General features: G+C 64.0%; 2 protein-coding genes. Both read right to left on the bottom strand.

Features of this window, described 5'->3' with window-relative positions; genetic code table 11:
- Positions 1–4960, bottom strand: a 4960-nt coding sequence (locus tag BW686_RS25610) for a non-ribosomal peptide synthetase (RefSeq protein WP_143514221.1), incomplete at its 3' end; no start/stop codon positions are given.
- Positions 4961–5205: 245 nt separating this feature from the next.
- Positions 5206–15467 (bottom strand): non-ribosomal peptide synthetase (locus BW686_RS27720; protein WP_143514220.1); only part of this gene is annotated, 10262 nt, incomplete at its 5' end.

Raw genomic sequence — 15467 nt, 5'->3', positions numbered from 1 at the left:
TCAGGCGTTCAGTGCCGTGGATCAACGCCAAGGCTTCAGGCGTGCGCTCGACCTGAGACTCGAACAGGCCGTGAACGGTCTGTTCCAGTGGGTACACGGCAGCGGTGTCGTTGAAACCGTGCAGCAGCTGATTGCGTTCCAGCTCCGGCAAGACCTGCAAGCAATGCAGCTTCGCTTGCGGTGTCAATTCCAGTGCTTCGGCCAGTTGTTGCAGGGCCGTCTGCATGTAGCCGCACACCCGCTGCCCGTCAACGCCCTGTTGCACCAGCGTCGTCAGCAGCAGGCCCTCGCCCAGGTCATCGACGTTCAATGTGAGTGGGTAGTTGGTGCGTTCTTCACCGGACAGGCTTTCGATACCGTCCCAGGCGCGCAGTGCGTCGGACGTGGCCGTCGCTGTCGCGCTGTGTCGGTAGTTGAGCAACGCGCTGAACAGCGGCATCGAGGCAGGAACACCGCTGCAACGCTGTGCCAGCGCCAGGGACGCATGCTCGTGACCCAGCAGTTCGGTCAATTGCGCGTGAGCTGCCTTGACACCGGCGCGCACGCTTTTCTCGGCCACGGCCAGGCGCAGCGGCAATGTGTTGATGAACAGGCCTATGGCGCGATCAGCGCCTTCGCCACCCTGCATGCGGCCCATCAGGACCGTGCCGAACACCACGTCCTGTTTGCCTGAAATGCGCCCCAGGACCATCCCCCAGGCCAGATGGACCAGGCTGGCCAGACTGACACCGAGCTGCCGGGCCTGCGCCCGCAGACGCTGGTCGAGATCGGCGTCGAGCAATTGCGTTGCCTCGTCCACACCGGCACCGTCGCCCTGTACGTTCTGCAGTCCGAACGGCAAGGTCGGTTCTTCCACATCACCGAGCATGTCGCGAAAGAACGTTTCATGGGCCTCACGGCTCACGCCCAGGCGGGCTTGCGCCACGTAGTTGCGGTAAGCGACGGCCTCGCCAAGGCCTTGTTGCTCGCCCAGCAGCCAGGCCTGCATTTCGTGTTGCACCACTTCCAGTGCGGTGTGGTCCAGCGCCATGTGATGGAACAGCAACAGCGCGACACAGCGGTGGTTGGCCGAGTCTTCGGCAAACTTCAAGCGCAACAACGGGGCCTGGGTCACCTCGAAGCGGAAATGCCGGGGGTTGAACTGCTCTTGCAGTTGCGCCGCCACGTCGCCCGAATCCGGGTCGAGGGTCACCTCCTCGACACTCAACCGTGCCTCGCGGCAGACCACCTGAACCGGGCTGTCGAGACCTTCCCAGAATACGGCGGTGCGCAGAATGTCGTGACGGTCGATGACTGACTGAAACGCCTGAATGAAGGCATCCAGACGTCCCCGGTCGGCCATCGAGAACACCGATTGCAGCACGTAGGGGTCGCCTTGCTCGGCGCTCAGGTGGTGATAAAGAATGCCTTCCTGCAACGGCGCCAGGGCATAGATGTCCTGGATGTTGGCGATGCCACCGGGAACCCGGGCCACGATCTGGTCGATGGAGGTCTGGTCCAGATCCGCCAGCGGCAGCATGGTCGGGGTGATTTGTCGGCTATCGGCAGTAATCGCATTGGCCGGGACGCTGATATCGCTCCCCGCGCCCACGGCCGCCGCCAGTGCCGCCAGGGTCGGCTGGCTGAACAGCACACGCACATCGGCGCGCAATCCGGCCTGACGCATGCGCTCGATCAGGCTCACGGCCAGCAGTGAATGCCCGCCCAGTTCAAAGAAGTGATCGAAACGGCCCACGCGCTCCACTTTGAGAAGCTGTTCCCACAGCGTGGCCAGCGTCTGCTCGACCGGCCCTTGCGGTGCGGCGTATTCACGGCTGGCGAACGCGTCGGCGCCCGGCTCCGGCAAGGCGCGGCGGTCGAGTTTGCCGTTGGCGGTCAGTGGCAAGGTGTCCAGCACCACAAAGGCAGACGGCACCATGTACTCGGCGAGCGAATCGAGCAATTCGTCGCGCAGGGCCTGTGCGCTGAGTTCGACGCCGGGTTCTGCTGTCACGTAGGCCAGCAGCCTTTTCTGGCCGCGCAGGTCCTGATCGGCGCGGGCAATCACCGCCGCCTCTGCCACGCCTTCGCAGGCGCTCAAGCGTGCAGCGATTTCTCCCGGTTCGATGCGGAAACCGCGAATCTTCACCTGATCGTCGTTGCGTCCCAAATACTGAATGCTGCCATCAGCCTGCCAGCAGCCCAGGTCACCGGTGCGGTACAGCATCGCGCCGACTCGCTCGTCGAAAGGGTCGCTGATAAAGGTTTCGCGGGTCAGCTCGGGGCGGTTCAGGTAGCCCTTGGCGACGCCGTGGCCGCCGATGTAAAGCTCTCCGGCAACCCCCAGAGGCGCTGGGCGACGGTGGGCATCGAGCACGTAAATGCGGCTGTTGCCGATGGGTCGGCCAATGGGAATGCTGGGGCCTTCCACCCGGTCGATTTCCCAGGTGGTCGAAAACGTCGTGGCTTCAGTCGGGCCGTAGCCGTTCAGAAGGTGTTGCGGGGCGCCCTGTGCCAGCACTTTTGCGATCACTGCCGGGTCCAGCACATCACCGCCGACGATCAGGTACCGCAGTTGACTGAACGCCTCGCTCAGGCCGGCTGCGTACTGGTGAAACAGGCCCGCGGTCATCCACAGCACACTGACCGACTGTTCCAGCAGCAACCCGGCGAAGCGTTCGCGGGACAACAGGATGTCTTGCTCCACCAGCACAACGCAGCCGCCATTGAGCAGCGGCGCCCAGACTTCCAGGGTGCTGGCGTCGAATGCCGGGTTGGAGGCGAACGCCACACGGTCTGCAGCATTGAAATCGGCATAACCGTTATTGATGACCAGCCGGCTGATTGCCCTGTGCGGCACGGCCACGCCTTTTGGCGTTCCGGTGGAGCCGGAGGTGTACATCACGTAGGCTGAAGCCTCGCCGGTTGACGTGCGCGGCGGGTTTGCAGCGCCTGCGCTGTCCAGCGTCAGGGTGTCCAGTGTCACTCGCGGGATACCGGTCAGCGTCGGGCGGCTGCTCAGGCTCAGCAGCCGTGTTGCCTGGCTGTCCTCCAGAATGAACTGCAAGCGTTCGGCAGGTGCATTGACGTCCAGCGGTACGTAGGCCGCGCCGCATTTGAGGATTGCCAGTTGGCTGATCAGCAGCTCGAAGGAGCGTTCCAGCTCGATGGCAACGTGATCGCCGGGCTTTACGCCTTGCGCCTGCAAGTGGTCCGCCAGCGCATTGGCCTGAGCGTTCAGCTCGCGGTAGGTGAGTTGCCGGTCGCCCTGCACAGCGGCCGGTGCATCGGGATCACGACTGACGTGATCTTCAAAAAGCGCCGACACGCTGCTGTCACACGGGTAAACGCGCGCGGTGTCATTGAAGTCCACCAGCAATTGCCAGCGCTCCTGCGGCGGCAGGATGTCCAGCGTGTTCAGCGTGCGTTGCGGGTCCTGCTCCAGCGCCTGGGCCAGTTGCTCGAAGGCGGCCAACAGGTATTCGCCGACACGCTGCGCGCCAATCTGCGCCAGCGCCATCACACTCAGTGACAATTGTTCGCCCAGGTCGTCGACCGAAACGGTCAGCGGGTAGTTGCTGCGCTCTTCACCCCCCAGCACCTGCAACCCTTGCCAGGCGGCGCTGGCCTGAGCGGTCACGGCCTGCGCAGCACTGCCGTGACGGTAGTTGAACAATGAACCGAACAACGGCGTCGGTGCCGCCACACCGCTGCAACGCTGGGCCAGTGCCAGCGAGGCATGTTCGTGACCCAGCAGCGCGGTCAATCTCAGGTGGGTGGCCTTGATGCTGGCCGCAACGCCCTGAGCGCCCAGCTCGACGCGCAACGGCAAGGTGTTGATGAACATGCCCAGCGCCCGCTCGGCGCCCTCGCCGCCCTGCATGCGGCCCATCAGTACGGTGCCGAACACCACGTCTTCGCGACCGGAAATACGCCCCAGGACATGCGCCCAGGCCAGATGCGCCAGGCTGGCGGTGCTGACGCCCAGGCGTCGCGCCTGAGCGCGCAACCGCCTGGCCAGCGAATCCTCGACCGGCAGGCGCACTTCTTCTATATGCGCATCGGCACCCAATGCATCGCTGAAGCCAAACGGCAGGGTCGGCTCTTCCACATCCCCTAACATGTCGCGGAAAAACGTCTCCTGGGCGTCACGGTCCGCACCCAGACGGGCCTGGGCGACGTAGTTGCGATAAGGCACGGCATCGGCCAGCGTGTCCTCGGCACCCAGCAGGAAGGCCTGGGCCTCGTGTTGCACCAGCTCCAGCGCCGCATGGTCAAGTGCCATGTGATGGAACAGCAATATAGCCACCCAGCGAGCATTGGCCGGGTCGGCTGACCAGACCAGTCGCATCAGCGGTGCCTGACGCACGTCCATGCGGTAATGACGGGTGTCGAAGCGTTCTTGCAATTGGTGCGTCACGTCCCCGGCGGCCGGATCAAGGCTGACTTCCTCGACGTCCAGGCGAGCTTCCTGCAGAACCACCTGCATGGGGTCGTCGAGCCCTTCCCAGACCATGGCGGTGCGCAGAATGTCATGACGATTGATGACGCCTTGCAGCGCCTGAGCGAATTGCTCCAGCCGTTCGCGGCTCTCTGCGCCGAACAGGGTGTGCAACACGTAAGGGTCGCCTTGAGGCGCAGAAATATGGTGGTAGAGAATGCCTTCCTGAAGCGGCGCCAGCGGATAGATGTCCTGCACGTTGGCGGCCCCGCCGGGGATGCCTTCGACAATCCGGTCAATCGCCTCCTGACTCAATTGCGCCAGCGGCAGCATGCCCGGCGTGATGCGGAATGCCGGGCTGAGCCAGTCTCCGCCATTTTTCTTCACCAGGTCGATCAGCTCGCGCTTGTGCTGCCGCAAGCCGTCCATGAGGGCATCGTCAAGACTGTCGTCGTCACCGAGGATGACAAGATCACCGTTGTCGTGTTGAAGACGGATCGGGTGACCGGAAATGATAGCCATCAGTTCGTTGAAGAGCATCGCGAGACCTGCGTTATAGAGTTCGTAAAGAGTCGGTCGCCACCTGAAACGCGGCTTCGCGAAAGAGGCGACAGACCACTTTTCTGGATGGGAAAAAACTAGAGCATCGCCAAGGGACTGTCTGTCACGGCAAGCAGGGACAGAACGGTTGCAGGGCACGCCGGACGTGGGGATGAGGCCGCGTCCCGGTTTAGGGGGACACGGCCTGATGCTGCGGGGGGATGAGCAGCGAGCGCTGCGAAAGGTCAGATACGGCGTTTGCTTTTCATGGTGGGAACCTTTGATGCTGCCACATCGACGGACTGGGCGACGCACACCGATGCGGCCACTGCGGCCAGCGTCGACTGACCGAACAGCACGCGCACATCGGCTTCCAGGCCGGCCTGACGCATACGCTCGATCAGGCTGACCGCCAGCAGCGAATGCCCACCCAGTTCGAAGAAGTGGTCATGCCGTCCAACCCGCTCGACCTTCAACAACTCGGCCCAGAGCGTGGCCAGCCAGGTCTCGGTTTCGCCCTGCGGTGCTTCATAGCGATGGGTCACGTAAGCGCTGCTGTCCGGAACCGGCAATGCCTTGCGGTCCAGCTTGCCGTTGGCGGTCAGCGGCAGCGCATCCAGGCGCACATAGGCAGCGGGCACCATGTACTCCGGCAACTGGGCCTGCAAGTACATGCGCAACATCCCGCTGTCGACCACGACCTTGTCAATCGGCGCGGTGTAATACGCCACCAGTCGGGCATCCCCCGGCTCATCTTCCCGAGCCAGGATCACCGCTTCCCTGACCGCTTCGTGCCTGGCCAGGCGCGCTTCGATCTCACCCAGTTCGATACGGAAACCGCGAATTTTCACCTGGTCGTCGTTACGGCCCAAGTATTCGATGTTGCCGTCCTGCCGGTAGCGGCCCAGGTCTCCGGTGCGGTACATGCGTGCGCCAGGCGCTTGGCTGAACGGATCGGTCAGAAAGCGCTCTGCGGTCAGTTCGTCACGGTTCAGGTAGCCGCGCGCCACACCGGCGCCACCGATGTAGAGTTCGCCCGCCACACCGAGCGGCACCGGGTTCATGTAGTCGTCCAGCACGTAGAAGCAGGTGTTGGCGATCGGTTTGCCGATATGCGCTGCGAACCCTTCTTCCCGAGTCATGGCCACCCAGCTGGAGTACGTGGTGGTTTCCGAAGGGCCGTACAGGTTGCACAACTGCCTGACCTGAGTCTTTTCGAACAGGCTTTCGACCAGGCTGCGCTTGAGTGCTTCGCCCGCGACATTGACGGTATGCACGCCCTGCCCCAGCCCGCCGCCTTCGAGCAGCGCCTTGAGCGCCGAGGGCACGGTGTTGATCAGCGTGACGTCATGGGTGCCGTTCTGCAGCTCCAGCACATTGCGCACGATCTCGACGCAACCACCGGAAACCAGTGGCGCGAAGCATTCGTACACCGCCAGGTCGAAGTTCAACGACGTTGAGAACAGCGTTCTGGCCAGCCGTTCCGGGGCAAACGCGCGTTGCGCCCAGGTCAGGAAATTGACCGTGTTGCGGTGTTCGATCATCACGCCTTTCGGCAAGCCGGTGGAGCCTGAGGTGTAGATCACATAGGCCAGGTGGGCCGGGGTCAGTGTTTCACGTTGTGGATTGAGGGCTGACGCGTCCTGCCAGATCACATCGTCCACGTTGATCACAGGCGCTTGCGCCGCCGCCAGCAAGCCCAGGGTTGCGGTCTGGGCGAGCACGAGGCTCGGCGAGCTGTCGTTCAGCATGTACGCCAGGCGATCCGCGGGGTAAGACGGGTCCAGCGGCACGTAACCGCCACCCGCCTTGAGGATTGCCAGCAGCCCGACCACCATGTCGATGCCACGTTCCAGGCAGATCGCAACCCGCGCATCCGGCTGCAGGCCCTGCTTGATCAGGTACCAGGCCAGCCGATTGGCGCGCTCGTTCAATACGCTGTAGCTGAGCCGTTCGCCGTCATGCAGCAGCGCATCGGCGTGCGGCGTCCGCGCCACCTGCGCTTCGAACAGCCCGTGAACGGTTTGCGCCAGCGGATAATCCATGTGTGTGGCGTTGAACTGCGCCAGTTGCTGACGCTCGGCCTCGCCGGGCAGCGCGATACCGGCCACCGGCTGATCGGCGTCGGCGACCATGGCGCGCAACAGGTTTTCCAGATACCCCCGATAACGCTCGATGGTCGATGGCTGAAACAGCGCGGTGGCGAATTCCAGCGTGCCCTGCAACTGGCAGTCGAGTTCACCCAGTTCCAGCGACAGGTCAAACTTCGCGGTCTGTCTGGGCGCGGCCAACCCTTCAAGGGTCAGATCACCGAGCGTCAGGTCGACGTTTTCGGTGTTCTGCCACGACAGCATGGCCTGAAACAGCGCGCTGTGGGACAGGCTGCGAACCGGTTTGACGGCCTCGACCACATGCTCGAACGGCAGCGCCTGACGAGCCTGTGCGTCAAGGCACAGCTGGCGTACTTTGCGCAGCAACTGCGCGACGCTTGGCGCGCCCGACAGGTCGACGGGCAGTGCCAGGGTGTTGACGAACAAACCGATCAACCCTTCCACCTCCGCACTCATGCGGTTGGCGACCGGCGAGCCGATAACCACCTGATCCTGACCGGCCAGGCGTCCGAGCGTCGCCGCCCAGGCGGTCAGCACCGTCATGTACAGCGTGGTGCCGTGGCGTTTGCTCAAGGCCTTGAGCTGCCGGGTCAGTTGCGCATCGAAACACACCGGCAGCACTGCGCCGGCGTAGTCCTGCAGCGCCGGGCGTGGCTGGTCGGTCGGCAGGGTCAGCAGCGCGGGCGCCTGAGCCAGCGCGGAACGCCACCAGTCGGTCTGCTCCTGAAGCACATGGCTGTCCAGCAGACGGTGTTGCCAGGCGGCGTAATCGGCGTACTGCACGCTCAGGTCCGGCAATGGGTCGTGGCTGCCGGTGAGATAAGCCTGGTAAAGCGCGCTCAGTTCGGTGGTCAGAATGCCCATGGACCAGCCATCGGAGACGATGTGGTGCAGGGTCACCAGCAGCACATGTTCGTCCTCGCCCAGACGGATCAGGCGACCGCGAATCAACGGGCCGTGCTCCAGATCAAACGCTTGCGTGGCCTCCTGTTGCGTCAGGCTTTTCAGCGACTGCGCCGGGTTTTCGCTGCCCGAGAGGTCGCTGTGAGTCAGGTTAAAACCGATATCCTCCGGGAGGATGCGCTGCAACGCCGGACCGTCGGACGGTTGACTGAAGCAGGTACGCAAGGCTTCGTGACGGGCCACGATACGGTTCAGCGCCTTGTGCAGGGCGGTGACGTCAAGCGTGCCTTTGAGGCTCAACCCGGCAGGCAAGTGGTAAGCGGCACTGGCCCCTTCCATTCGCGCCAGGAACAACAGGCGTTGCTGGGCAAACGACAGCGGCAGATCGGCATCGCGCGGCACCGGGGTGATAACCGGCCAGGTGCTGCGCGCGGTGGTGGCGAGGTGCGCAGCGATGGCGCTCAGTTGCGGTCTGGCGAACACTTCGGCCAGCTCTAGTTCCACGCCCCACTGCTGACGCACCTGCGAAACCAGGCGCATGGCCAGCAGCGAGTGCCCGCCGAGCTCGAAAAAGTCATCTTCGCGACCTGCCTGCTCGACATTGAGCAAATCCGCCCACAGTGCAGCCAGACGGGTTTCGGTTTCACCTTGCGGCGCCTGATAGCAACGGCTGGCGCTGACGTCGGGTGCCGGCAGTGCCTTGCGGTCCAGCTTGCCATTGGGCGTCAACGGCAGTGCGTCCAGGTGCATGAACAGGGTTGGCACCATGAATTCCGGCAGCACGTCCAGCAAAGGCTCGCGCAACTGTGCAGTCGAGCGCTGCAAACCGGTGTAATAGCCCACCAGTCGCAGGTCCCCCGCGCCATTTTCAACCGCCATCACGACGGCTTCACGTACATCCGGCAAGGCCTGGAGACGGGTTTCGATCTCGCCCAGCTCGATGCGGTAACCTCGAATCTTCACCTGGAAGTCGTTGCGCCCCAGGTACTCGAGGCTGCCATCCGGGCGGTAGCGCGCCAGGTCGCCGGTGCGGTACAGGCGCGCGCCGGGTTCACTGGAGAACGGATCCTCGATGAAACGCTCGGCCGTGAGGTCTGGCCGGTTGAAGTAGCCCCGCGCCACGCCGTCGCCACCGATGTACAACTCGGCGGCAACCCCTTGCGGCACCGGCTCGCCCTGAGGGTCGAGCAGGTAGAAGCGGTTGTTGGCCAGCGGGCGACCGATGCTGACGCAGGTTGCCGAATCATCATCACTGACGAACTGTTGCGCCGAAGACCAGATGGTGGTCTCGGTCGGGCCGTAGACGTTCCACAGTGCGGCGGTTCGGGCGGCTATGCGACGCGCCAGTTCGACAGGCAACGCTTCGCCGCCACACAACGCCTTGAGTCCGGCCGCTCCTGCCCAGTCCGAGTCCAGCAGCAGGCGCCAGGTCGCCGGGGTTGCCTGCATCAAGGTCGCGCCATGCTGGCTGATGGCTTCGGCCAGCAATTGGGCATCCTGGCTCTGACGGCGGTCCAGCACGACGGTCCGGGCGCCGCAAATCAACGGCATGTAGAGTTCGACCCCGGCAATATCGAAACCGATGGTGGTCAGGGCCAGCATGCAGTCGTTCGCGCCGGCCTGGGTCAGGTCGCGCATGGCGCACAGCAGGTTCACCACACCGCGATGCTCGACCATCACCCCTTTGGGCTGACCGGTGGAGCCGGAGGTGTAGATCACATACGCCAACTGGCGGGCATGGGACGTCTGTTCGACAGGGTTGCCAGCCAAACGGCGCCAGGCCGCGTCGGCGTTCAGGCCGATCAACGGAATCTGCCCGCTGGACAAACCGGCTGCCCCGCCGTCAAGGGTCAGCAAGGCCACCGGCTCGCTGTTATGGAGCATGTAGTCCAGGCGCTCCACCGGGTAGCCCGGATCCAGCGGTACGTAGCAGCCGCCCGCCTTGAGAATGCCCAGCAGCCCCACCAGCATTTCCAGGCCACGCTCCACGCACAAGGCGACGGGCGCGTTGTGGCCGTCGAGCAACGGGGCCAGATGTTGCGCCAGTTGATTGCTCTGCCGGTCCAGCTCGCGATAGCTCAGCGACTGCCCGCCGTGGACCACGGCCACGGCGTCCGGCGTACGTTGCACTTGAGCCTGGAACAGCTCGTGCAGCGTGGTCCGGTCCGGGTAGCCGGTGGCGGTGTCATTGAGGGACAGCAGCAGTCGGGCACGCTCCGCGTCGGGGAGGATGGACAGGCTGTCCAGTGGCGCGGTCGGGTGTTGTTCAAGGGCCTCGACCAGGTGGTACAGCGCGCATTGCATGTATTCGCACAGCGCCTGAGCATCGAGACCGCCGGTGGTCTGCACCGTGAGCAGGAAGCCTTCGCCGATGTCATCCACGGCCAGCGACAACGGGTAGGACGTGCGTTCATGCGCCTGAAGCCCGACGATGCCCCGCCAGGCCGTGTTGGCCTGGACCGAGTCGTCGACCGGGCTATGGCGGTAATTCAGCAGCGCGCCAAACAGCGGCGCAGGTGCAGCCACGCCACTGCAACGCTGGGCGAGCGCCAGCGGGGCGTGTTCGTGAGCCAGCAGCCCGCTCAACCGGGCGTGTACTTGACGCACGCCTTGAGTTACGTCCTGGTCGCCCAGCTGCATGCGGATCGGCAGGGTGTTGATGAACATGCCCAGCGCCCGGTCTGCGCCCTCGCCGCCACGCATGCGGCCGACTAGAACCGTCCCGAACACCACGTCGTCACGCGCCGAAACCCGGCCTACGACCAGCCCCCAGGCCAGGTGGTGAAGGCTGGCGGCGCTGACACCCAGATGTCGCGCCAGATGCCGCACACGCTGGCTGGTTGGCTGGTCGAGCGTCTGCCGTACTTCGTGCAGGGCGCCGGTTGCCGTTTGCTGCCCAAATGGCAGTGTCGGTTCTTGAACATCCTCCAGCATGTCCCGGAAAAAACGCTCATGCGCCGCATCGTCAGCGCCCAGGCGAACCTGTGCGATGTAGTTGCGGTAAGGCACCGGAGCGGGCAACGCTGCGGTTTCATCCAGCAGCAGGCTTTGCAGTTCGGCCACCACCACATCGAACGCCACGTGGTCCATGATCAGGTGATGGAACACCAGCGCGACCACGTACTGCCGGTTGACCGGGTCCCAGGCGTAAGGCAGTTGCAGCAAAGGGGCCTGGCCCAGGTCAAGGCGGAAGTTCTGCGCGTCGAAGCGCTCGCGCATCTGCTCGATGACATCGCCGGCGTTCGGGTCCGGTTCGACGCGTTCGCTCACCAGGGTTGCGTTGCGCAGCACCACCTGCACCGGGGCCTCAAGGCCTTTCCAGAACACCGCAGTGCGCAGGATGTCGTGTCTATCAATGACTTTCTGCAACATGCGCGTGACGGCGATCAAGCGCTCCTCGCTGTCCAGCGAGAGCAGCGACTGCAAAATGAACGGGTCGCCCTGGCGGGCTGCAACGTGGTGATACAACAGCCCTTCCTGAAGCGGCGCGAGGGCATAGATGTCCTGCACATTGGCAACACCCCCCGGCACGGCGGCGACGATCCGGTCGATGGCGTCCTGATCCAGACGGGCCAGGGGCAGCATCTGCGGTTCGATGCGCTGACAGTCTGCCGGGATCAGGTTGGCCGGTACTTCGATGTCCTGTTCCTGATTCAGGGCTGCGGCCAGGGCGGCCAGGGTCGGTTGGCTGAACAGCACTTTGATGTCGGCGCGCAGCGCTTCCTGGCGCATGCGCTCGATCAGCGTGACGGCGAGCAGTGAATGGCCGCCCAAGGCGAAAAAGTTGTCGTGGCGCCCTACCCGTTCGACCTTCAGTACCTGTGCCCAGATCTCCGCCAGCCGTGTCTCGACTTCGCCCTGCGGCGCTTCGTACGCGTTGCCCGGCAGCGCCTGTGCGTCCGGGGCTGGCAGGACCTTGCGGTCCAGCTTGCCATTGCCGTTCAACGGCCAGTGGTCCAGTTGAACAAAGGCCGACGGCACCATGTAGTCCGGCAGCGCCGCACGCAACCAGCTGTGGACGGTGTCTGCCGCCACGTCTGTGTCGGCGTGTTCGGCGGTGTAATACGCCACCAGTTGTTTCTGCCCCGGCACGTCTTCGCGCACCACGACCGCTGCCTGATGCACGCCCGGGCAGGATTGCAGACGGGCGTCGATTTCGCCTGGCTCGATGCGGAAACCCCGCAGCTTCACCTGTCCGTCCGCGCGGCCCAAGTGTTCCAGACGGCCGTCTGCCCGCCAGCAACCCCGGTCACCGGAGCGATACAGGCGTGCGCCTTCGAACGCACTGAACGGGTCCGGGATAAAGGACTGCGCGTTCAGGTCAGGACGGTTCAGGTAACCCAGTGCCACGCCATCGCCGCCGATGCAGATCTCTCCCGGAACGCCTACCGGGACCAGTTGCTGGCGCTGATCCAGCACATACACCTGAGTGTTGGCCAGTGGTTTGCCAATGGGCACATTGCTCATGTCAGGGGGAACGTCGGTCACATGCCCGGTGGTGGCGAAGGTGGTGGTTTCCGTCGGGCCGTAGCAGTGAATCAGGCGCAGGTCCGGTGCAATGCTCAGCAATTGACGAAAGACCTGAGGGTCGGCACGTTCACCGCCGCACATCAGGAACCGCAGCCCGGCCAGCGTGTCACCGATCAGGCTCACGTACTGGTTGAACACCGCGGTGGTCACGAACAGCGCCGTGACACCCGCCGAGACCAGCTTTTGCGCGAGCCGCGGCGGATCCAGCAGCAGTTCGTGCTCGATGATCACCACTTGGCCGCCATTGAGCAGCGCAGCCCACACCTCCATCGTGCTGGCATCGAATGCCGGGTTTGAGGCGAAGGCCACCCGGTCCAGCGCATTGAAATCGGCATAACCGTTGTTGCGGACCAGCTTGACGATGCCTCGGTGGGCCACGATCACCCCTTTCGGCGTGCCGGTGGAGCCAGAGGTGTACATGATGTACGCCGCCGACCCACTGGTATGGTCTCGCAACGGATTGTGCTCGGGCTGCGAGTGGAGATCGAGGCTATCAAGATCGATCCGCGCAACGCCTTGCGGTGTCAGGCGGCCTTGGTGCGTCAGCAACTGCCTGGCGGCGCTGTCCTGAACCATGAACGTCTGGCGTTCCAATGGCGCGTTGATATCCAGCGGCACATAAACCGCTGCGCATTTACTGATTGCCAGTTGCGCGACCAGCAGATCCAGCGAGCGCGGCAACAGAATCGCAACGGTATCGCCTGCCGAGACACCAAGGCTCGCCAGGTAATGGGCCAGGCGGTTGGCGCGGGCATTGAGTTCGGTGTAGGTCAGACGCTGCTCATCCTGAACCGCCGCGCACGCGTCAGGCCAATCCTCGACCTGACCTTCGAAAAGTGTCGCAACTGTCTGATCTTCAGGGTATTCGGTGCGGTTGTCGTTGAACGTTTCAAGTAGCTGGCGACGCTCGTTCGCCGGCAGCACCTGGACGTTGTACAGCGGCGTGTCGGGGCGCTGCTCCAGTGTTTCGATCAAATGGACCAGCGTGCTGGCGAACGTATCGCAGACCCGGTGTGCGCCGATTTCCCTCATCGCCAGAACCGTGAGCAGAAAGTCCTCGCCCAGGTCATCCACCGAAATGGCCAGCGGGTAATTGGTGTGTTCCTGATTGCTCAGGCTTTCGATCCCTTCCCAGACCGAGGCGTCCTGTGCGGCGCTCGCGTCCGCCGCGCTGTGCCGATAATTGAGCAGTGCGTTGAACAGCGGCGCGGGTGCGACCACTGCGCTGCAGCGTTGTGCCAGTGCCAGCGAGGCGTGTTCGTGGGCGAGCAATGCGGTGAGGCGCGCATGGGTCGACTTCACGCCTTCATGCACGCTGCGCGCATCGATGTCGACGCGCAGCGGCAGCGTGTTGATGAACATCCCCAGCGCACGGTCAGCGCCGTCGCCACCTTGCATGCGGCCCATCAATACGGTGCCGAACACCACCTGATCGCGACCGGAGGCCTTGCTCGCCACCAGCGCCCAGGCCAGGTGCATCACGCTCGCAGCGCTGACCCCAAGGTGCCGGGCCTGCGCTCGTACCCGCCGGCTCAGCGCGGTGTCCAGCGGCCTGCGGGCTTCTTCGATGCCGGTGCCGTCGCTGTGAACCGATGCCTGGCCGTAAACCAGTGTCGATTCATCGATGTCGCCCAGCATGTCACGGAAAAACACTTCGTGTTCGTGCTGGTCCGCACCCAGACGCGCCTGGGCGACGTAATTACGGTACGGAATCGGCGCGGGCAATTCACTGCCGCCGCCTTGCATGAAAGCCTGCATTTCTTCGCGCACCACATCCAGCGCCGTGTGATCCAGTGCCAGGTGGTGGAAAATCAGCAGCATCACCCAGCGGCCGGTGGCGGAGTCCTGGGCGCACGCCAGCCGGATCAACGGCGCCTGTGTCAGGTTCAGGCGGTAGCGTGTGCTGGCAAAGCGCTCACTGAGCTGTTCTGCGATGTCGCCGTCCCGAGGGCTCAGCTCCAGGTGTTCCACGATCAGGCTGGCCTGGCGCCAGACCACTTGCAGCGGTTGCTCCAGCCCTTCCCAGACCACCGCGGTCCGCAGAATGTCGTGACGGTCGATGACCTGCTGCAACGCGCTGGCGAACACCTCGATGCGCTCGTGGCTGCTGACCGAAAACGTCGCCTGCAACACATAGGGGTCGCCCTGCCCGGCGCTGATGTGGTGGTAAAGCACGCCTTCCTGCAAAGGGGCCAGCGGGTAGATGTCCTGCACATTGACGGCCCCGCCCGGAACGGTGGCCACCGCCAGGTCCAGCGTTTCCTGCGTCAGTTCGACCAGGGGCAGCATGTCCGGGGTGATCCGGGTGCAGCCAGCCGGTATGGCGTTATCAGGTACAACCACTTCACGCCCGCTGCCCACCGCAGCCGCCAGTGCGGACAGCGTTGGCTGACCAAACAACACACGAACGTCGGCGCTCATGTCCTGCTGGCGCATGCGCTCGATCAGCTTGACCGCCAGCAGCGAGTGACCGCCCAGTTCGAAGAAGTGGTCGTGACGACCCACACGCTCGATTTGCAGCACGTCCTGCCAGATCTGCGCCAGGGCGGTTTCGATTGCGCCCTGCGGTGCTTCGTAGCCACGACTGACCAGCGCCTGCTGGTCCGGCGCGGGCAGTGCCTTGCGGTCCAGTTTGCCGTTCGGGGTCAGGGGCAGCGTGTCGAGTTGCACGTAAGCCGATGGCACCATGTAATCCGGCAGTTGCGCGTGCAGATGAGCGCGCAATGCTTCCAGGTCGACGTTTGTGTCAGAGGCTGTGAAATACGCCACCAGGCGCTTGTCGCCGGGCACGTCTTCGCGGGCCATGACCACGGCGTCTTTCACCGCAGTGTGGCTGGCGAGTTTCAGCTCGATCTCGCCCGGTTCGATACGGAAACCGCGAATTTTTACCTGGTTATCGTTACGGCCGAGGTATTCCACCGTGCCGTCTGCGCGCCAGCAGGCCAGGTCGCCGGTGCGGTACA

It is taken from the genome of Pseudomonas syringae (assembly GCF_002157375.1).
In the GTDB taxonomy this organism is placed as follows: domain Bacteria; phylum Pseudomonadota; class Gammaproteobacteria; order Pseudomonadales; family Pseudomonadaceae; genus Aquipseudomonas; species Aquipseudomonas syringae_T.
Note: the sequence above shows the minus strand (reverse complement) of the source record. Positions and strands in the feature narration are given on the sequence as shown.